This is a genomic window from Nocardia sp. NPDC023852, from assembly GCF_040639505.1.
GTDB lineage: Bacteria > Actinomycetota > Actinomycetes > Mycobacteriales > Mycobacteriaceae > Nocardia.
The window spans coordinates 156,215-175,615 of sequence record NZ_JBFAAB010000004.1 but is presented as its reverse complement, the minus strand read 5'-3'; the positions used below and the strand labels follow the sequence as shown (position 1 = coordinate 175,615).

Here is a 19,401-nt window from a genome sequence, read left to right as displayed (position 1 = left end):
GCCGAGCGCAGGCGAGGCAGCCGCACATCGGGGCCGACCCGGTGCGGGTTTCCCCCGAAGAGCCAGTAACGTCGGAGTGATGAGCGAGGCTGTGATCCCTGCCGCAGTGGACGACCCGACGGGCATTACCGCGGAACCCGAGACGACCATCGGCATCGCCGAACCGCTGCCGCTGACCGGCGAGCGCACCGTCCCCGGCATCGCCGAGGAGAACTACTGGTTCCGCAGGCACGAGATCGCCTACGTCCGCCTGCTGGATCGCTGCGCGGGAAAGACCGTACTGGAAGCCGGTTCCGGCGAGGGCTACGGCGCCGACATGATCGCCGACGTGGCCACCACAGTGATCGGCCTGGACTACGACACCAGCGCCGTGGAGCACGTGCGCGCGCGCTACCCCCGCGTCGAAATGCTGCAGGGCAACCTCGCCGCGCTGCCGCTGGAGGACACCTCGGTCGACGTCGTAGTGAACTTCCAAGTGATCGAACATCTCTGGGACCAGTCGCAGTTCCTGCGGGAGTGCCTGCGCGTGCTTCGTCCCGGCGGCGAGCTACTGATCAGCACCCCCAACCGGATCACCTTCTCCCCCGGCCGCGATACCCCGCTCAATCCCTTCCACACCAGGGAGCTGAACGCCGCCGAGCTGACCGAACTGCTGGTCCACACCGGATTCGAGGTCGCGCAGATGGTCGGCGTGCACCACGGGCCGAGCCTGAAGGCGTTGGACGCCAAGCACGGCGGTTCGTTCATCGACGCACAGATCGAACGGGCGCTGGCTGGTGAGCCCTGGCCCGCGGAACTGACCGCGGACGTCGCGAGCGTCACGGTCGAGGACTTCGTGCTCGTCGCCGAGGACATCGACGCGAGCCTCGACCTGGTCGCCATCGCGGTGAAGCCTTGACCGACCGCAGTGCCGTGCCCGGCGGGCACTCCGCAACTCCGGTGCCGGGCCAGTTCACGTTGGTCCTGCACTCCCACCTGCCCTGGCTGGCTCATCACGGCCGCTGGCCGGTCGGCGAGGAATGGCTCTACCAGTCCTGGGCGGCGTCCTATCTTCCGGTCGTGGAAGTACTGAGAATACTTGCGGCCGAGGGCTATTCGCATTTGGTCAGCCTCGGAATCACGCCGGTGCTCGCGGCCCAACTGGACGACCCGCACTGCCTGGCCGGCATGCACCACTGGCTGGGCAACTGGCAGCTGCGCGCCGACGAGGCCGCCATGGCGGGCAACGTCGCGCTCGGCAGGCACGAGCACCGCTTGGCCGCCGCGGCACTCGCTGGATTCGAGCAGCGTTGGCGGCACGGCGCGGCGCCGGTCTGGCGTGAATTGGTCGACGCCGAAACCATCGAGCTGCTCGGCGGGCCACTCGCCCACCCGTTCCAGCCGCTGCTCGATCCGCGGCTGCGGCAGTTCCAGCTCACCGAAGGACTGGCAGACGCGCGGCACCGCTGGGGCCACACGCCCACTGGGATCTGGGCGCCCGAATGCGGGTACACACCCGGCATGGAGGTCGGATACGCCGATGCCGGCGTGACGCATTTCATGGTCGACGGGCCCGCACTGCGCGGCGACACCACCCTCGGGCGCCCGGTGCGCGAGTCCGATGTGGTCGCGTTCGGACGCGACCTGCAGGTGAGCTACCGCGTCTGGTCACCGAAGTCCGGTTATCCCGGCCACAGCGCCTACCGTGACTTCCATCACTACGACCACGCGACAGGTCTCAAGCCCGCCCGGGTCACCGGCAAGACGGTCGCCGGACCGGACAAGGCCCCCTACGACCCGGAGCTGGCCGCCGCGGCAGTCGCCCGCCACGTGGACGACTTCGTGCGGACCGTGCGCGAGCGGTTGATCGCCGAGTCCGCCCGGATCGAGCGCCCCGCGCTGGTCGTCGCGGCGTTCGACACCGAACTGCTCGGACACTGGTGGCACGAGGGTCCGCAATGGCTGGCCCAAGTGCTGCGCGCGCTGCCGGAAGCGGGCGTCAGCGTCGGCACGCTGGCCGACGCGCGTGACCGGGGTTACCTGGGTGAACCTGTGCCGCTGGCCGACTCGTCCTGGGGCTCGGGCAAGGACTGGCGGGTGTGGGCCGGCGACCAGGTGCGCGACCTGGTCGAGCTCGACGACGACATCGTGCGGCTGACGCTGGACACGATCGACAAGATGCGCGCGGCCCAGGGCGGACCGCCCGGCCTGCGCGATCACGTGGCCGACCAGTTGCTACGCGAAGCGATCCTGACCGTGTCCAGCGATTGGGCATTCATGGTCAGCAAGGACTCCGCCGCCGGCTACGCACGCGACCGCGCGCACCAGCACGCACACGCTGTACGGGAGATCGCCGCTGCCGTCGGAGCGGGCCAAGTCGCCAAAGCACGGCAGTTGGCGGCAGGATGGGGGACGGCTGACGGACTCTTCCCCAGTATGGACGCGCGGCGACTCGGCTCCGCGGGTTTTGTACCCGGCACCCCCGAAGCAGCGCCCGCCAGCCCGCCAGGATCGGGCCCCGCCTACGCGCACCAAGGCTCCGCCGCAGAAGGACATACATGAAGATTTTGATGGTGTCGTGGGAGTACCCACCGGTCGTGGTCGGTGGTCTCGGCATGCACGTGCATCACCTCGCCACCGAACTGGCCGCGGCGGGCCACGAGGTGGTGGTCTTGTCCCGACGTCCTTCGGGCACCGACTCCTCGACCCACCCCACACACTCCTTCATCGCCGACGGGGTGCTGGTCGTCGCGGTCGCGGAGGACCCGCCGGTGTTCGACTTCGGCGAGGACATGCTCGCCTGGACGCTGGCCATGGGCCATGCCATGGTGCGCGCGGGCGTCGCTCTCGGGAAGCCGGGCATCGGGGACGGATGGATCCCCGACGTGGTGCACGCGCACGACTGGCTGGTCGCCCACCCTGGTATCGCACTGGCCGAGTACTACGATGTGCCGCTGGTGTCGACCATTCACGCGACCGAAGCCGGACGCCACAGCGGCTGGGTCGCGGGCAAGGTCAACAAGCAGGTGCATTCGGTCGAATGGTGGCTCGCCAACGAGTCCGACGCGCTGATCACCTGCTCGTCGTCCATGCAGGACGAGGTGGAACGGCTGTACGGGCCGGAACGGATCCCGATGACGGTGATCCGCAATGGAATCGATGTGGGCGCCTGGACCTTCCGTCCACGTTCGCCGCGCACCGGTCCGCCCCGGCTGCTGTACGTGGGCAGGCTGGAGTATGAGAAAGGCGTGCAGGACGCGATCGCGGCGCTGCCCCGCATCCGCCGCGCCCACCCCGGTACGACCCTGACCATCGCCGGTGTCGGCACCCAGTTCGAGTGGCTGCGCGAGCGTGCCCGCGTGCATCGGGTCGCCCGCGCGGTGATCTTCGCCGGGCAGCTGCACCACAAGGAGTTGCTCGGCTGGCTGCATGGCGCCGACGCGATAGTGCTGCCCAGCCGGTACGAGCCCTTCGGCATCGTCGCCCTGGAGGCGGCGGCGGCGGGCACTCCGCTGATCACTTCGACGGCGGGTGGCCTCGGTGAGGCCGTGATCGACGGGGTGACCGGCGCGTCCTTCGCGCCCGCCGACGTCGACGGCCTGGTCGAGGCGGTCCGCGCCACCCTCGACGACCCCGCCGAAGCGCAGCAGCGGGCCCACGCTGCCCGCGAACGGCTCACCGCCGATTTCGCGTGGGACATGGTGGCCATGGAAACCGCCCAGGTGTACCAGTCGGCCAAACGCCGGGTGCGCAATCCGCTGGGCCGCCCGGCGATCGTCGACCGCCCGCTACCGGAACGCGATCCGAAGTAACGCACGACCGCGATCGGTGCCCGGCTCAGGCCGTATCCCCTCTCGCATGAGCGGAGCCCTCCGTGGTTACGCTTCGCTGCCACCTCCGGGCTTGACCGCTCATGCGGTGTCCTCTCTGGCATGAGCGGGAGGCACTCCGTGGTTACGCAGGCTGCCTCCTCCGGGCCTTGACCCGCTCATGCCGCGAGCTTCTTCACGATGCGCTCGACGGTGAGCCAGGTGCGGGTTGTGATGTCCTTGCCGTAGGTCTTGTCCAACCAGGCCATGAAGTCCGGCGTCTTGCCCGGCTCACTGTTGTCGATCACCGCGAGGAAGGCGCGAGCTGCCTCGTCGTAGCCGATGATGCGGGTGCGCGGATCGGGTTGAGCGGGCAGCGTGCCCGGCGCCTTGGCGGTGTCTTTGAGGAACGTCGCGATCAGATATGTTCCGCGCCCGTGCGTGAGTCCGGGGAACGGGTCGGTGTCCAGCAGCGCGCGCAGTTCTTCGTCACTGCGGATGATCGTCCCGCCGCCGATCCCGAGTTCCTGGTTCAACGCCTGCTGGATGCGGTCCTCCAGCGCGGGAATGTCGGTGTCCTGGCTGCGGAACACGATGTTGCCGCTGGCGAGCACCGACGCGACCCCCTCGAACCCCAACCCCTCGAACACCGCCCGCAATTTCGCGTTGCTCATATTCGGATTGCTCGGCGTGATGCCGCGCAGCAGTGCGGCGTACCTGTTCATGCCGGGGAACCTACTCGCTTGCCCCGACAGATCGGCTGGACCCACGGAGCGGCTAGGCCATCTGGGTGGAACCGTTCTTCTTGCGCGCGATATCCTCCAGCGCCGCAAAGTATTTCGCGCGCTCCTCGGCGCCTGCCTCCCAAACCTCCTTGCGATTCCTGACCACCTTGGCCGGCGCCCCGACGGCGATGCTGTAGTCCGGGATCTCGCCCTTGACCACGGCGTGGGCGCCGAGCACGCAGCCGCGGCCCACACGGGTCTCGCGCAGCACGGTGACCTTGGCGGCGATCCACGTGTCAGGGCCGATGCGGACCGGGCTCTTCACGATGCCCTGATCCTTGATCGGCATCGTGATGTCGTCCATCTTGTGGTCGAAGTCGCAGATGTAGCACCAGTCCGCGACCAGGGTCGATTCGCCGATCTCGATGTCGAGGTAGGTGTTGACCACGTTGTCCTTGCCGAACACCACCTTGTCGCCGATGCGAAGCGAACCCTCGTGGCAGCGGATCGCGTTGCCGTCGCCGATGTGCACCCAGCGGCCGATCTCCATCCGGCTCAATTCGGGCGTGGCGTGGATCTCGACGCGACGACCGAGGAATACCATGCCGCGCAGCACGATGTGCGGGTTCGCCAAGCGGAACTTGAACAGCCGGTAGTACCGCACCAGGTACCAGGGCGTGTACGCCCGGTTCGCGAGCACCCAGCGCAGCGAAGCCCGCGTCAGAAAACGCGCCTGCTGCGGATCCCGGCGGCGCGATCCGCGCCAGCGCGAACGCAACGGTGCGCCCCACATGCTCGTCACGAACGGCTCTCCTGTCGTGGTCCTATGGGCTGTCGCCCACCTGGGCGGCGACGGTTAGAGCCTATCGCCCGCGGCGAGGACGGCAACGAGCACCCGCGACGACAACGACGGGACTCGTGCACCCGCACACAACGCTCCCGTACAGTGACTCGTGCGCCGGCGACGGCGCCCCCGAACCCGCGGGCGAAAAGACCGAACGGGGACCGTGGTTCGACACCCTCAGTCTCGTGCGAGCCATCGACGACAGGAGTGCGGCAGGTGCGAAGCGGCGGCGTACTGGCTACTTCCAGGTGGCGACCGTCCCGGATCCGTGCTGCGGCCGTACTGGCCGCGGTCGGTGCGCTGGCCTTGGCGGGCTGCGGCACCGATGTCGACGACATCACCGTCGGTCCGGGCAAGGGCTGGCCCGCCGCGTACCACGACGGCCGCAACGGCGCGACCAGCCCCGTCACCGGCGCCAAGAAGATCGCGCTGAGCTGGACACGTCCGGTGGGCGGGCCGATCGCCGAGGCGGTCACGCTGGGTCCCGACGGTCAGCTGTTCGTCACCACGCGCCTACCGAACTGCGCGATCTTCTCGTTTCAGATGGCCACCGGGCGCAAGCGGTTCTGCAACGCGCTCGAGCCGAGCGCGATCTCGGCGCCCTCGTTGGTCGACGGCATGACCAACGTCTATGTCGGTGACGACAGTCATGTGAATTCGTTCAACTACTTAGGGCAGCCGCGCTGGCGCACAACAGTTGCCGGAACGCCGGTCTCAGTGCAATTCACCGGCGACGGAAATCTGTTGACGATCACCCAAACCGGCCAGGTCGATGTGCTGTCGCGTCAGACCGGCGAACGCGCTGTGCCAACGGTGCAGTTGCTCGGCGAGCCGGACTTTCTCGACAACCCGAACCTCGCCTGGCCCGCCGCCGGGCAGGGCTTGGACGAGTGCGCCACTGGTGGACCGCAGTGCCCGGTTGCGAATATCTCCGCTGTCGACGCCGCGACCGGCCGCTTCTTCGTCACGTTGTGGCAGCCGGGCAAGCCGACCGCCGCTCTGGTCGCCCTCCACTATGCGGGTAACAAGATCCAGCGGGATTGGAGTGCCGAACTGCTGTCAGGGGGCAGTGCCACCAGTCCCGCCCTGTCGGCAGACGGCACAACCGTCTACGTGGGTGACAACAGCAAGCGATTGATCGCCGTCGACACCTCCGACGGACGTACCAAATGGGTCAAGTCCCTGGAATGGGCTCCGCGCGGAGGTATTTCGGTTTCCAGCGACGGCCTGATCATTCCGGCCGGCGACGAAGGCCATCTTCTCGCTCTGCGTGACAAGGGCGATGTCCCGGAAATCGCCTGGGAACGCAAGGATCTCGCCCTTCGCGGCCTGCCGGTCCAAACCGCGGGTAGCACCGGCTACACCACTGCCGCCATCGGCGATGGCCTCAACCTCATCACCTTCGATACGAGGAGCGGCGCCACTATCGACTCCGATATCCTTCCTGGCGCTGAAGGCACAACCACCGGGACCTCCATCGGCGCCAAGGGCGAAGTCGTCGTGGCCACTCGAATCGGTGAGCTCTTCGTCTTCAAACCGGAAACCTGACCTCCGATATTTCCGGTGTCTTCCGCGTCGAACCGACTCGTCGACCGTCACCGCACTGCCGAAGAAGCGGACAGTTGGTCCGCGAAAGCAACACAGAGAAATACGGTTGCCGCACGGCCGATTCGCGTGATCACCAACGTGTAGGGCTGGGTGCCAGCGGGTTTCAAGCGACGGCGGAGCTGATCGGGGTCTACGTCGACTCCTCGCACCAGGATCTCGAGTGCGCCGCAGTCACGGCGGCGCAGTTCCGAACGAAGGGTCTTCTCGCGGAATTCGAGGCGATCAACGATACGGAACCCGCGGATTCCGCCGGGGCGATGGTCGCCGGTCAGGTAGGCGATTCGCGGATCGAGTTGCCACAGGCCATGTTTCGCGGCGTAGTGGCGAACCAGGCCCGCGCGGACCACGGCGCCGTCCGGGTCGATGATCCACTCGCCCGGGTCCCGTTCCGGGATGTCGTCCGGATCGGCGCCGGTATAGGTGCGGGCCGCTTCGCCGGCGGTGAGCACGGTCGCTCTGCGGGTGACGCCGGCCTCGGCGAGACCGGGCGACCACAGGCATGCCTCGCGGACGGCGCCGTCGAGCGAGACCACTTCGATTTCCCCAGGCCAGCCCATGCGGTCGAAGTCCAGTCCGGGAGCGCACTTCACGACCAGATCGCGGCCGGCGTACGCGGCGAGCAGATCTGGAAGGGGCGGTTGGAGTTTCGCTGGATCGTGGGTGCGGCGCCCGTCGGCGCGGCGGGCCGGGTCGGCGACCACAACCGTGTCCCTGCTGACCGGGACGAGCGCGTCGGCCTTGGCCAGCAACACGTTTCGGTTTCCCGACGTATTGTGTGCGGCCATCGACAACCGTACGTCGTCCAGATCGCTCCCGATCACCGAGGGGCAGACACGCGCCAGCTCGGCAAGTTCCGCACCGATCGAGCATGTGACGTCGTGCACGGTCCGGTCGGCCAACCGGGCAGCCCGTTGCCGGGCCACCATTGTCGGAGTCGCCTGCTGCAGCGCGTCCTCGGTGAACAGCCATTCCACGGCGTCGGCCAGCTTGGCGGCCGCCCTGCGGCGCAATCGCACCGTCTCGACGAGAGCAGCCGCCCACGCGCCGTGGTCGCGACGCACCCGCTCCAGGTCGCGCAGGTGCGTCGCCGGGGTCAGCTCCAGCCGGTCCACCTCGGCCAGCGCGGCGGCGCCCGCCGCACTGCCGAGAAAGGCGACGTCCGCGCGGCGGAAGCCGTACCCCACTACTTGGCAGAAACGCTGGGCTTGACGCCGGTGATCATGGCGTTGTAGAAGAACTGGCGCGGCACCACACGGCGCATGACTTTCTCGTCCACCCAGCTCAGGCCGAGCCAGGCGCGGTACATCGCAACCCGGTAGGGCCAGGTGAGCTTCTCGGCGGGCACCGCGGCCTCGAACGTGCGCACCGGCCAGCCCCACAGTGCGGCCGTGAATTCCTCGGTGGTGGCGGCCACGTCGACGGCACCTGCCGAACGCGCCATGGCCTCCAGGTCGCGGGGATCGAACGTGTGCAGATCGACGACAGCCTCCAGGGCAGCCGCGCGCGAGGACTCGTCCAGTTCCTCCTGCGGACGCCGCCAACCGCTCAGGATCGGCAGCTTGGTGACCGTGGTGGTGGCCGCCCAGGTGATCCGGCCCAGCCAGCGTGCGTAGAAGTTGCCTGCCGTGGTCGGCTCGCCGGCGAATACGAAACGGCCGCCCGGCTTGAGCACGCGCAGGCATTCCTTGAGCGCCAGCTCGACGTCAGGAATGTGGTGCAGCACCGCGTGGCCGACCACCAGGTCGAAGGTGTCGTCCTCGTAGGGGATGGTCTCCGCGTCGGCGACCCGCCCGTCCACGTCCAGCCCGAGATGTTGTGCGTTGCGCAGCGCGACCTTGACCATGCCCGGCGACAGGTCGGTAACCGAGCCGGATTTCGCCACGCCCGCCTGCATCAGGTTGAGCAGGAAAAAGCCGGTACCACAGCCGAGTTCGAGCGCCTTGCCGTAGGGCAGCGGCGCCGGGCCGACCGCGGCGTCGAACCGGCCGCGGGCGTATTCGATACAGCGCTCGTCATACGAGATGGACCACTTGTCGTCGTAGGTCTCGGCTTCCCAGTCGTGGTAGAGCACCTGGGCCAGCTTCGTATCCTCGAGCGCTGCTGCGACCTCCGCCTCGGTGGCGTGCGGGTTCGGCGCGGGGTCGTCGGGACGTACCGTCATGGTCGGCAAGCCTACCCAAATCCGCAGTTGACGCCCGCTATCGGCCCACGAATTCGGCGGACCCCGGGCCGTCCGCGAGATAGGAACCTGTTCCTATCAGGCGATCTTCGGTCGTGAACAAATCCGACCACTCCGTCCGTGCGCGGTCCAGGCCGTGTGGTCCTGCTTCGAAGACCGCTTTCGCGGCGGCCAGTGCGCGCGCCGGTCCGTTGACGAACTGCCGCGCCCATCGCATCGCCGCGGTGAACACGTCGTCGGGAGCGACGACCTCGTCGACCAGGCCGAGCGCCTTCGCCTCGTCCGGCTCGATGAACCGGCCGGTGTAGACCAGGTCCTTGGCCGGGCCTGGCCCGATGAGCAGCGCGAGCCGCCGGATTCCGGCGAGCGGGATCAGGCCGGCCTTGATCTGCGGAAGACCCAACTTGACGTTGTCACCGACGACGCGCCGGTCGGCGCCGAGCGCCAGCTCCAGCCCGCCGCCGAGGCAGTAGCCGCTGATCGCCGCGACGGTCGGCTGCGGGAGCCGGGCCAGGCAACCGAGGATGCGCTGCAGATCGCCCGCCACGGCGCTCGCCTGGTCCGCGCTCAGCTGGGACAGCTCGGCCACGTCGTCACCCGCCGAGAACACCCGCTCGTCGCCGTACACGACCACGGCCGCGACGCTCGCGTCCGCGGCAACCGCGTCGGCCGCCTCGGCCAGCTCACGCGCCAGCTGAACGTTCAGCAGGTTCAGCGGCGGGCGGACGATCCGGAGAACGGCCACGCGGCGCGCGGCATCGCCCTCGGACTGATCCAGGGTCACGAATTCGGCCATGGTGAGCCACGCTACCGGGTGCCCACGTGCCCGCTCACTTGCGCACAGATCCCCTGAGCCGACCGGCATCCGGGAGATCGGCGAAGTAGCGCTGGTTGTCCGGGAAGGACAGCACCTGCTTGCCGTCGAGGTCGACGAGCACCGGCATGATCGGATCGATCGCGGGCCGGGCGACCAGCAAATCGGCGGTCGAGCCGAACCCGCCGAGCGCGACCAGCTGTGCCCACGTCGGCGGCAAAAGGACATCGGTGCCTGCCCGCCAGCGCGCCAGCGCCTCCTCCGGGGTGCGCCACTGAACCTCCGCCGCCTCCGAGGTGGCGCCGTCGGCGCGCTGCCCCTCCGGCAGCACCGCGACGAAGAACCGGGTGTCGTAGCGGCGCGGCTCGATCACCGGAGTGATCCAATTCGCCCACGGCCGAAGCAGGTCCGCACGCAGCACGAGATTCTCCTCGGCGAGGAACGACGCCAGCGACAGTTCCCTGCGCTCCAGCTTTCCACGAGCGGCCCGGTACCGGGTCGTGTCGGAGACGACGCTGTCCGCCGTCGGACCGGCCAGCAGCACGCCACATTCCTCGAACGTCTCGCGTACCGCCGCGCAGACCAATGCCTTAGCCGTCGGCTCTGTCGTCGCGAACCGCTCGGCCCACCAGGCTGGTTCGGGACCGGCCCAGGTGATGTCCGTGATGGCGTCGGACGGGTCGACGCCGCCGCCGGGGAATACGGTCATTCCCGCGGCGAATGCCATTGCCCCGACCCTGCGCTGCAAGAAGATCTCGGGGCCCTCGGCGCCGTCGCGCACCAGCATCACCGTCGACGCGTCCTTGGGCGACGGTATCCGCGGCTGAGAGTCGGCCTCCGATTGTGTCTCACTCACCTCTGCACCCTAAACGCGCGCTGGGTGAGCGCAGTCACCGCGTGCGGGTCAGCGGGTGCGATGCCGGCCCGCGCGGCGCGCACGGCGCGCGAAGTATCGACCACCCACCCGGCTCAACGCGATCGACTGACGGAACGCATCGCTCAGGTTGGCCGCGGTGAGCACGTCGCCGAGCAGGCCCTGCGCGACCACCTCGCCCTCGTTGAGCAGCAGGCCATGGGTGAATCCGGGCGGGATCTCCTCCACGTGGTGGGTGACGAGCACGATCGCGGGCGAGTCCGGATCGGCGGCGAGATCACCGAGCCGTTCCACCAGCTCCTCCCGACCGCCCAGATCCAGGCCGGCGGCGGGCTCGTCCAGCAGCAGCAGCTCGGGATCGGGCATCAGCGCGCGAGCGATGAGCACCCGCTTGCGCTCGCCCTCCGACAGCGTGCCGTAGGTGCGGTCCGAGAGATGTTCGGCACCCAGGCTTTCCAGCATGTCGATGGCACGGTCGGTGTCGACGTCGTCGTAGCGCTCCCGCCACCGCCCCAGCACCGCGTACCCGGCGGAAACCACCAGGTCGCTGACCTTCTCGTCGAGCGGAACCCGGCTGGCCACCGCGGCCGAGGACAGGCCGATGCGCGGGCGCAGCTCGCTGACGTCCACCTTGCCGATCCGCTCCCCGAGCAGATGGGCGATGCCCGAGGTGGGGTGTGTCTCGGCGGCGGCCATCCGCAGCAGGGAGGTCTTGCCCGCGCCGTTGGGGCCGAGGACGACCCAGCGTTCGTCGAGCTCGACCTGCCAGGTGACCGGCCCGACGAGGGTGTGGCCCGAACGGCGGATGGTCACGTCGGTGAAATCGATGAGCAGATCGGGATCCGGTTGCGGCACGCGGTCCATCTTGGCCCACCCGTGGGGACATTTGCCAGCGCAGGGAGGGATGTCCGGGCCGGGTCGGTCGGATCAGCGCGGCACGCTGCGGTCCTGTCGGTCGGAATAGCCAGCGCAGCCGCGTCCGACTCGCCCCCTCCGATTGCCGAACAGTCGCCGCGGCTGGTTCACCAGGCCAGGGCAGGCACCGCGATGACGGTCATCGAACCGGGCGCCACCTCGGTGAACCCCGCGTCTCGCACAGCGACCGCGGTGCCGTCGGCCGCCTGGCCGACGAGGGCCGTCCACCGCTCGGCGTCGGCTTCGCGCACCGAGCAGTGGAATCCACGCTCGGACCAGCGCCACGCGTGCTGGGCGGTGAGCGCACCGGCCAGCAGCATGCTCGCGTGGCCGACCTGCGCGGCGGCTTTGCCCAGGGTCATACCGAGTGATGTGTTCACCCACAGCACGGGCAGCTTCGGGTCGGGCGGGCCGGGATCGTCGTGGTCGAGATCGGTGCCGCCGATCTGCAGGCGCTTGATCCGCGGATCGACCTGGCCCACCGGTCCGGGCACCAGCGCCCGCGCCTGCGCGCCGTCGATCTCGACAGTGACGCCGTCCACCGCGCAGGTCGCGCTCCACTGGGCACCGCGGGCACGTCTGGCCACCTTACGGATCCGCGACCGCCTCCACGCCAGATAGCGCTCTTCCCATTCGCCGCCCGGCGATACCCGCTCGTCCAGGCACAGCGCCACCGCGGCGGCGGCAGCCGCCGCGAGCAGCGAGGTGCGGGGTGGCGGATCGATCTTGGGAAGATGTAGCACCATCTGCATCGCCTGAACCATGGCCGGATCGTCCGGATCGCCCACATGACCATAGCCTTCGCCCAGCGCCGCATGCCTGACCAGAAATCCCGCGGCGTCCGACATCGTCGCGGCCCGCGCGGTCTCCCCGCTGCCGCTGACTTCGGCACCACATTCCGGCATGCTCGTCATCACTCCACCTCGAGCGTCAACGAAAACCTCTCGGCCGGCTCCATACCTTGCTCCCACGGCCGTGCGTAGTCCATCGTCAGCTGGGTGACGCCCGTCCCGACACCGACGAAGGTCCACACGGCACTGCCACCCGAGCCGGGGGCCACGGGCACCGTCGGATCAGGTTCGAAGTCTGCCACACCGTCCTGCTTCACCAGTGCGTCATCCAATTCCGCTATGCGCCAGGAATACCCGGTCGACGGGTTCGATGGAAGAGTGACCATGAGCCGTTGCCCCGCGTGCAATCCGCGCTCCTGACCGTTGTCGGCGTCGGTGACGCGCACAACGGGATTCGCCACAGACGAGCCGTTGCTGCCACATCCGACCGCTGCCAACCCGAGCAACAGCACGAGCAGGAACTTCCGCATCGAAGCCCTCCGATCTCCTCGTCCGAAAAGCCGTCAGGCCAAAGGTACTCGGCGCAACAGGCCGTCCCTGGCGTCAGCCGCCTCGACCTCGTCCCGGGTGACGCCGAGGATGAACAGCACCGCGTCCAGGTATGGATATGAAAGGGCGGCGTCGGCGACCTCGCGCAACGCGGGCTTGGCGTTGAACGCCACGCCCAGCCCGGCGACGTTGAGCATGTCGATGTCATTGGCTCCGTCGCCGACCGCGACGGTCTGCTCCATCGGCACTCCGGCCTCCGCCGCGAACTTGCGCAGCGCCGTGGCCTTGGCCGCCCGGTCCACGATCTCGCCGACAACGCGTCCGGTGAGCTTTCCGTCCCGGATCTCCAGGGTGTTCGCCTGGACGAAGTCCAGCTCCAGCTCATGTGCCAGCGGCTCGATCACCTGACGGAAACCACCGGACACCACCCCACAGCGGAACCCGATCCTGCGCAGCGTGCGGATGGTGGTGCGGGCGCCGGGCGTCAGCTCGATCCGGTCGGCCACCGCCTCGATCACCGACTCGTCGAGGCCCTCGAGCGTCGCGACCCGCTGCCGCAGCGATTCGGCGAAGTCGATCTCGCCGCGCATGGCGGCTTCGGTGACCTTGGCGACCTCTTCCTCCACGCCCGCGTGCGCGGCGAGCATCTCGATGACCTCCCCCTGGATCAGCGTCGAGTCGACGTCGAACACGATGAGCCGCTTGCCGCGGCGGGCCAGCCCGGCGCGCTCCACCGCGACGTCGACCTGCTCGGCCACCGCGACCTTCGCCAGCGCCGTGCGCAGCCGCGAGTCGGCGTCCGTGCTCGGGTCGGTCGCGGTGACCATCAGCTCCATGCCGGTCACTGGATAGTCCGCGATACCGCGGATGGTGTCGATATTGGCGCCGAGCGTGGCCAACTGCCGCGACACAGCGCTGAAGGCACGCGCGGTGACCGGACTACCGAGGATCACCACCGCGTGCGTGGACATCGGATGCCTGCCGACCTCGGCGCCGACCTCGACGTCGACGTGCATGCCGACGGTGTTCATCGCCTCTTCGAGCTCGTCCTGCAACGCTTCGGGATCATGTGGACAGGTGACCAGGACGCCTAGGGTCAGCCTGCCCCGGATCACGACCTGTTCCACGTCCAGCAGGCTCACCCGATGCCGCGACATCGCCGCGAGCAGCACGGACGTCACACCGGGCCGGTCGGGTCCGGTGACGGTGACGAGGACTGTGGTGTCGGCCAACTGATGCGCTCCATGTTCGGTGTTTGCCGCCGCTGCGGGGACCTCGTTGTCGTAACGCCACGGTGCCTACTGCATTCTGCACAAAACGAGTGTGCACCCGCTGGTGACCAGCAGGTGCACACTCACCACGGTGAATCCTACGGCGCAGGTGCCCTTCACGACAGCCGGACGAAGTCCGTCCCCAGCCCCGCGCCGGGCCGAGCGAAGGCGAGGCAGCCGCACCTTCAGCACAGCCGGACGAAGTCCGTCCCCAGCCCCGCGCCGGGCCGAGCGAAGGCGAGGCAGCCGCCTACTTCGTTGCCACGGCGCCTTCGTGGAGCTCGGTGGCATGCTTGCCCGAACCCCAACCCACGTGGGCTTCGGCGCGCATGCGGTCGACCATGTGCGGGTAGTGCAGCTCGAAGGCGGGACGCTCGGAGCGGATCCGCGGCAACTCGTAGAAGTTGTGCCGCGGCGGCGGGCAGGTCGTGGCCCACTCCAGCGAATTGCCGTAACCCCACGGATCGTCGACGGTGACGACCTCACCGTAGCGGTAGCTCTTGAAGACGTTCCACAGGAACGGCAGCATCGACGCGCCGAGGATGAACGCACCGATCGTCGAGATCGTGTTCAACCCGGTGAAGCCGTCGCTGGGCAGGTAGTCGGCGTAGCGGCGCGGCATGCCCTCGGCACCGAGCCAGTGCTGGACCAGGAACGTGGTGTGGAAACCGAGGAAGGTCGCCCAGAAGTGCCATTTGGCCAAACGCTCGTCCAGCATGCGTCCGGTCATCTTGGGGAACCAGAAGTAGATGCCCGCGAAGGTGGCGAACACGATGGTGCCGAACAGCACGTAGTGGAAGTGCGCCACGACGAAGTAGGAGTCGGTGACGTGGAAGTCCAGCGGCGGGCTGGCCAGGATGACACCCGACAGACCACCGAAGAGGAACGTGACGATGAAGCCGATCGAGAACAGCATCGGCGACTCGAAGGTCAGCTGACCGCGCCACATGGTGCCGATCCAGTTGAAGAACTTCACGCCGGTCGGGACCGCGATCAGGAAGGTCATGAACGAGAAGTACGGCAGCAGCACCGCGCCGGTGGCGTACATGTGGTGCGCCCACACCGCGATGGACAGAGCGGCGATGCCCAAGGTCGCGTAGACCAGCGTGGTGTAACCGAAGATCGGCTTACGCGAGAACACCGGGAAGATCTCCGACACGATGCCGAAGAACGGCAGCGCGATGATGTACACCTCGGGGTGGCCGAAGAACCAGAACAGGTGCTGGTAGAGCAGGATGCCGCCGGTCGCGGGGTCGTAGATGTGGCCACCGAGGTGGCGGTCGTAGGCCAGGCCGAACAGCGCGGCGGTCAGCAACGGGAAGGCGAGCAACACAAGCACACTGGTGACGGCGATGTTCCAGGTGAAGATCGGCATCCGGAACATGGTCATGCCCGGAGCGCGCAGGCAGACGACGGTGGTGAGCATGTTGACGCCACCGAGGATGGTGCCGAGACCGGAGACGGCGAGGCCGAGAATCCACAGGTCGGTGCCCACGCCGGGCGAGTGCAGGATGTCGGTCAGCGGCACATACGCCGTCCAGCCGAAGTCCGCGGCACCGCCGGGGGTGATGAAACCCGCGGTCGCCATGCTGGCGCCGAACGCGTACAGCCAGTAGCTGAACGCGTTCAGGCGCGGGAAGGCGACGTCGGGGGCACCGATCTGCAACGGCAGGATGATGTTGGCGAAGCCGAACACGATCGCGGTCGCGTAGAACAGCAGCATGATCGTGCCGTGCATGGTGAACAGCTGGTTGAACTGCTCGGGCGAGAGGAACTGCAGGCCGGGACGCGCGAGCTCACCACGCATCATCAGCGCCATGAGGCCACCGATCATGAAGAAGCCCATCGAGGTGGTCAAGTACATGACACCCAGGACCTTCGGATCCGTGGTGGTGACCAACTTGTAGATGAACGAGCCCTTCGGCCCGGTCCGAGCCGGATACGGCCGAGTCGCTTCCAACTGAGGGACTGGCTGGGGCTCTACGGCAGTCACTGATCCTCCTGAAAGGTGCCTTTAGGTCGCTCCGCAGGCTCCGCTGCTCGCAATCCATCCCGGTGCCGGAACAGACGACAGTTCGCTTGCGCTCTTCGAATCGTAAACCGTGCCGCGGCAGCGAGCCGAACGGGTCCTACTCTCTGTCGTATTTGTTTGGAGGGAATGCTCGATCTCGCTGCGCTCGGAAACCGGAGTGGGGGACGATGCGGTCGTTTTGGGCAGTAAACGCGTTCTTTCGGCAATGTCTGCGGCGAATGGGTGCTCGTGCGCCGCACGAGGGCGGGCGTCGAGTGGTGTGTCCTCGTACCGATGAGTTCGCCGTGCGGCGACCGTCTCTACCGATGACAAACGGTTCACCACACCCAGGAGACCACCGATGACCAATCCGCACAGCACCCAGCCCGGCGATCCCTGCTGGGTCGAGCTCTACACCTCCGACCTCGACCGCAGCATCGCGTTCTACCGCGAGCTGTTCGGCTGGACCGCCGAGCGCGCGGGCGCGGAATTCGGTGGCTACGTCACCTTCCGTAACGACGGGCGCGCGGTGGCGGGCGCCATGGCGCGGATGGAAGGCGACACCGACAGTCCGGAGCAGTGGACGGTGTACCTCGCCAGCCCTGACGCGAAAGCCACCGCCGACGCGGCCGTCGCCGCCGGTGCGACGGTGGTCGTGCCTCCGATGCCGGTCGGTGAGCTGGGCATCATGGCCGTCCTCGGCGACGTCGGCGGGGCGGGCATCGGGATCTGGCAGGCCGGGACGTTCGGCGGGTTCGAGACGATCGGTTCGGTTTCGGCCGGGCAGTGGCGCGACCACGCGGGCGCACCGTCCTGGTTCGAGCTGCACACTCGCGCCTACGGCGCCGCGCTGACGTTCTACCGGGACGTATTCGGCTGGTCGGACACCTTCACCGTCTCCGACGCTCCAGAATTCCGCTACACCACGATCCACGCGCGGAGCCCGATGCTCGGCGGTGTCATGGACGCCTCGGTGTTCCTGCCCGACGACTCACCCGGGGGGTGGACCGTCTACTTCGGCGCCGACGACGTGGACAAGACCGTCGAGCGGGTCGGCGATCTGGGCGGTTCGGTGCTGTCCCCAGCCCAGGACACCCCGTACGGCCGGATGGCCTCGATCGCCGATCCCACCGGCGCCCGATTCAGCATCGGCGGCTGAGAACGCTGTACCCTCACCCGCATGTCGCTGAGCGCCTTCGTTCGCCTTCGAAACAGCACATCCTTTTCCGCACCCGTCGCCACGGCCGGCCGTCGGGTGGTCGCCGTCGCGGCCGTGTGCGCGACCGTTCTAGCGGCGGGGTGCGGCGGCGAAAGCGGTGACGACGCGTCCATCGTGCGCACCACGACCAATATCGCCGGTGCCGGTGTGGTCGGGCTGGAACGCGACACCGCACGGGCGTGCGCGCTTCCGAGCGCACCGGACCCGACGAGCGGCAACACCCGTACTGTCACGCACGCCGCGGGCGTCTCGGAGGTGCCTGCCGATCCGCAGCGCATCGTCGTGCTCAGTACGTCCGCGCTGGACGCGGTGTGCGCGCTCGGCCTGTGGGAGCGGGTGATCGGTGCAGTCACCATCGACGGGCCGAGCCCGCAACCGGCCTATCTGGGCACCGGGGTGCTGAAGATTCCTGGCGTCGGATCGGCCGCGCAACCCGATCCGGCCAGGATCGCCGATCTGCGCCCCGACCTGATTCTGGGTGACATCCCCACCGGCGCGGCCGGTTTCGATGCGCTGCGCGCCATCGCTCCCACCGTGCTGGTCGGCGCGGACAACGGCTGGCAGGCTGAATTCATGGCGCTGGCAGCCGGTTTGGGGCGCACTGACGCCGCGGAAGCCGCGCTGCGGGATTACCGCACCGAGGCGCGTGACACCGGCACCACGATCGCCGCGAACCAGACCCAAGCCTCGGTCATCCGATTCACCGCCGATACCAACCGGATCCAGGGCAGCGACAGCTTCTCCGGGCAGGTACTAGGCGATGCGGGGGTGCGGCGTCCCGCGGCCCAGCGCGACACCTCGTTCGACGTGCCTGCGGGCGAGTTCGCCACCGCGGTGGAGGGCGATCTGATCTACGTGATCTTCGCGGGCGCCGAGGGGAAGCAGCACGGTGAGTCCGTGCTACGCACCGACGAGTGGAAGGATCTCGGCGCCGCCACCGATCACCGGGTGTTCGCCGTCGAGGACACGGTCTGGCACGGCAACGGGCTCACCGCGGCCCGCGCGTTGCTCACCGACCTGCGTAACACGCTCAACGGCTTCGTCACCGACTGACCGACTTCGGCGCCGAACACACCCTTGGGTGAGGTTTTACCCACCCTGGGAGTGCGCCGACCAACGCTGGGGTTGCTGTCGAAAGTCCCTCTCGAGGACGAGATTCAGAGGTAAGCAATTCACCTCTTCTCCGACCCGAGGGACACGATATGCACTCGCTGACCGACTCGCTCGCCGACAACCTCTTCGTGCTGCCGCGGCCCGTCGCCGAGGTCGATCCGAACGCGGTCGTGGTGTCCACCGACGACTGCGCGCTCACCTACGCCGAACTGGATCGCTGGTCCAACCGCCTCGCCAGACTGCTGCTCGGCATCGGCGCGGGCCCCGGCTCCCGCATCGCGATAGCTATCGACCAGCCGATCGAGTCCGTGGTGGCCGAGCGGGCCGCCGTCAAGATCGGCGCCATCACGATCCCGGTCACCGATGACAGCTTCTTCGCCCCGGGCACCACGGTGGGGATCACGACAGAGGCCCTCCGTCCCGAGCTGACCGACAAGATCGACTGGCTGACGCTGGATGGCCGCTCCACCCTCCAGGGCTACCTGACCAGCTCTGACGCACCGCTCGGCGACGCGGACCTGTACCCCCTGCCGAAGGCGGCCTGACCAAGTACGAAACCCCCTGCGCGACCCGGACAGGAATGTTCGGGTCGCGCAGTGTGGGCAATACCCCTCGGCGCGGACCGCACCGGTTCAGAATTGACTTGTCGCATGCTGTGCGGCGGCCGGTACTACCACTACCGCGGTGGCTACGGGCGGGC

The 19,401-nt window shown here is 68.2% G+C and carries 18 protein-coding genes; 7 read left to right on the top strand and 11 right to left on the bottom strand.

The genetic code is table 11. The annotated features are described in order from the left end of the window. Positions 1-79 precede the first annotated feature (79 nt). Genes AB0H00_RS10230 through AB0H00_RS10220 form a run of 3 tightly spaced genes read left to right on the top strand, consistent with a single transcriptional unit; the run spans position 80 to position 3,791 of the window. A complete protein-coding gene (locus AB0H00_RS10230; protein WP_357263900.1) occupies positions 80-898 on the top strand; it encodes a class I SAM-dependent methyltransferase in 819 nt (272 codons plus the stop codon). After that, a complete protein-coding gene (locus tag AB0H00_RS10225) occupies positions 895-2,541 on the top strand; it encodes a glycoside hydrolase family 57 protein (protein WP_357263897.1) in 1,647 nt (548 codons plus the stop codon). Before AB0H00_RS10230 ends, AB0H00_RS10225 begins: the two co-directional genes overlap by 4 nt. After that, positions 2,538-3,791, top strand: a complete 1,254-nt coding sequence (locus AB0H00_RS10220; protein ID WP_357263895.1) for a glycosyltransferase family 4 protein — start codon at positions 2,538-2,540, stop codon at positions 3,789-3,791. Before AB0H00_RS10225 ends, AB0H00_RS10220 begins: the two co-directional genes overlap by 4 nt. A gap of 176 nt (positions 3,792-3,967) precedes the next feature. Here the strand turns inward: AB0H00_RS10220 and AB0H00_RS10215 are convergent, their stop codons facing one another. After that, positions 3,968-4,513, bottom strand: coding sequence for a DUF1697 domain-containing protein (locus AB0H00_RS10215; protein ID WP_357263892.1), 546 nt, complete (start codon positions 4,511-4,513; stop codon positions 3,968-3,970). Between the two features lie 52 nt (positions 4,514-4,565). After that, positions 4,566-5,315: an acyltransferase gene (locus tag AB0H00_RS10210; RefSeq protein ID WP_357263889.1), complete on the bottom strand. Its 750-nt coding sequence runs from the start codon at positions 5,313-5,315 to the stop codon at positions 4,566-4,568. Between the two features lie 258 nt (positions 5,316-5,573). Between AB0H00_RS10210 and AB0H00_RS10205 the strand changes: the two genes are divergently transcribed. Beyond that, entirely contained in the window at positions 5,574-6,905 is a 1,332-nt protein-coding gene (locus AB0H00_RS10205; protein WP_357263887.1) for a PQQ-binding-like beta-propeller repeat protein, read from the top strand. 47 nt (positions 6,906-6,952) lie between these two features. Here the strand turns inward: AB0H00_RS10205 and AB0H00_RS10200 are convergent, their stop codons facing one another. From AB0H00_RS10200 to ctaD, 9 genes are all read right to left on the bottom strand, one after another. Continuing rightward, on the bottom strand, positions 6,953-8,149 hold the full coding sequence (locus AB0H00_RS10200; RefSeq protein ID WP_357263884.1) for a class I SAM-dependent methyltransferase: 1,197 nt from the start codon (positions 8,147-8,149) through the stop codon (positions 6,953-6,955). Continuing rightward, positions 8,149-9,126: a class I SAM-dependent methyltransferase gene (locus AB0H00_RS10195; protein ID WP_357263881.1), complete on the bottom strand. Its 978-nt coding sequence runs from the start codon at positions 9,124-9,126 to the stop codon at positions 8,149-8,151. The genes AB0H00_RS10200 and AB0H00_RS10195 overlap by 1 nt, the downstream gene beginning before the upstream one ends. Positions 9,127-9,163: 37 nt before the next feature. Then, positions 9,164-9,940: an enoyl-CoA hydratase-related protein gene (locus tag AB0H00_RS10190; RefSeq protein ID WP_357263878.1), complete on the bottom strand. Its 777-nt coding sequence runs from the start codon at positions 9,938-9,940 to the stop codon at positions 9,164-9,166. A 34-nt stretch (positions 9,941-9,974) separates the two neighbouring features. Further along, the gene (locus AB0H00_RS10185) at positions 9,975-10,745 is read right to left on the bottom strand and encodes an NUDIX hydrolase (protein WP_357264371.1); all 771 of its coding nucleotides are present in this window, start codon (positions 10,743-10,745) and stop codon (positions 9,975-9,977) included. Positions 10,746-10,862: 117 nt separating this feature from the next. Further along, positions 10,863-11,696: an ABC transporter ATP-binding protein gene (locus tag AB0H00_RS10180; RefSeq protein WP_357263875.1), complete on the bottom strand. Its 834-nt coding sequence runs from the start codon at positions 11,694-11,696 to the stop codon at positions 10,863-10,865. Between the two features lie 158 nt (positions 11,697-11,854). Further along, positions 11,855-12,661: an aminoacyl-tRNA hydrolase gene (locus AB0H00_RS10175; RefSeq protein WP_357263872.1), complete on the bottom strand. Its 807-nt coding sequence runs from the start codon at positions 12,659-12,661 to the stop codon at positions 11,855-11,857. Further along, positions 12,661-13,068: a protease inhibitor I42 family protein gene (locus tag AB0H00_RS10170; protein WP_357263869.1), complete on the bottom strand. Its 408-nt coding sequence runs from the start codon at positions 13,066-13,068 to the stop codon at positions 12,661-12,663. The genes AB0H00_RS10175 and AB0H00_RS10170 overlap by 1 nt, the downstream gene beginning before the upstream one ends. A gap of 33 nt (positions 13,069-13,101) precedes the next feature. Beyond that, positions 13,102-14,319 (bottom strand): phosphoserine phosphatase SerB, encoded by a 1,218-nt coding sequence (gene serB, locus AB0H00_RS10165; RefSeq protein ID WP_357263866.1) that lies wholly within the window; start codon positions 14,317-14,319, stop codon positions 13,102-13,104. A gap of 289 nt (positions 14,320-14,608) precedes the next feature. Continuing rightward, positions 14,609-16,351, bottom strand: coding sequence for a cytochrome c oxidase subunit I (gene ctaD, locus AB0H00_RS10160; protein ID WP_357263863.1), 1,743 nt, complete (start codon positions 16,349-16,351; stop codon positions 14,609-14,611). Between the two features lie 379 nt (positions 16,352-16,730). Between ctaD and AB0H00_RS10155 the strand changes: the two genes are divergently transcribed. From AB0H00_RS10155 to AB0H00_RS10145, 3 genes are all read left to right on the top strand, one after another. Further along, on the top strand, positions 16,731-17,528 hold the full coding sequence (locus tag AB0H00_RS10155; RefSeq protein WP_357263860.1) for a VOC family protein: 798 nt from the start codon (positions 16,731-16,733) through the stop codon (positions 17,526-17,528). Positions 17,529-17,549: 21 nt separating this feature from the next. Beyond that, positions 17,550-18,641 carry an ABC transporter substrate-binding protein gene (locus AB0H00_RS10150; protein WP_357263857.1) on the top strand — a complete coding sequence of 364 codons (1,092 nt, stop codon included), beginning with the start codon at positions 17,550-17,552 and terminating at the stop codon, positions 18,639-18,641. Between the two features lie 149 nt (positions 18,642-18,790). Further along, positions 18,791-19,246 (top strand): AMP-binding protein, encoded by a 456-nt coding sequence (locus AB0H00_RS10145; protein ID WP_357263854.1) that lies wholly within the window; start codon positions 18,791-18,793, stop codon positions 19,244-19,246. The last annotated feature ends 155 nt before the right edge of the window (positions 19,247-19,401 follow it).

What these genes read in the sequence shown, in the direction of transcription:
- AB0H00_RS10230 (WP_357263900.1), top strand. Translation starts at nt 80, where the DNA reads ATGAGCGAGGCTGTGATCCCTGCCGCAGTGGACGACCCGACGGGCATT.
- AB0H00_RS10220 (WP_357263895.1), top strand. Translation starts at nt 2,538, where the DNA reads ATGAAGATTTTGATGGTGTCGTGGGAGTACCCACCGGTCGTGGTCGGT.
- AB0H00_RS10215 (WP_357263892.1), bottom strand. Translation starts at nt 4,513, where the DNA reads ATGAACAGGTACGCCGCACTGCTGCGCGGCATCACGCCGAGCAATCCG.
- AB0H00_RS10195 (WP_357263881.1), bottom strand. Translation starts at nt 9,126, where the DNA reads ATGACGGTACGTCCCGACGACCCCGCGCCGAACCCGCACGCCACCGAG.
- AB0H00_RS10190 (WP_357263878.1), bottom strand. Translation starts at nt 9,940, where the DNA reads ATGGCCGAATTCGTGACCCTGGATCAGTCCGAGGGCGATGCCGCGCGC.
- AB0H00_RS10185 (WP_357264371.1), bottom strand. Translation starts at nt 10,745, where the DNA reads ATGCTGGTGCGCGACGGCGCCGAGGGCCCCGAGATCTTCTTGCAGCGC.
- AB0H00_RS10180 (WP_357263875.1), bottom strand. Translation starts at nt 11,696, where the DNA reads ATGGACCGCGTGCCGCAACCGGATCCCGATCTGCTCATCGATTTCACC.
- AB0H00_RS10175 (WP_357263872.1), bottom strand. Translation starts at nt 12,661, where the DNA reads ATGACGAGCATGCCGGAATGTGGTGCCGAAGTCAGCGGCAGCGGGGAG.
- AB0H00_RS10170 (WP_357263869.1), bottom strand. Translation starts at nt 13,068, where the DNA reads ATGCGGAAGTTCCTGCTCGTGCTGTTGCTCGGGTTGGCAGCGGTCGGA.
- AB0H00_RS10155 (WP_357263860.1), top strand. Translation starts at nt 16,731, where the DNA reads ATGACCAATCCGCACAGCACCCAGCCCGGCGATCCCTGCTGGGTCGAG.
- AB0H00_RS10150 (WP_357263857.1), top strand. Translation starts at nt 17,550, where the DNA reads ATGTCGCTGAGCGCCTTCGTTCGCCTTCGAAACAGCACATCCTTTTCC.
- AB0H00_RS10145 (WP_357263854.1), top strand. Translation starts at nt 18,791, where the DNA reads ATGCACTCGCTGACCGACTCGCTCGCCGACAACCTCTTCGTGCTGCCG.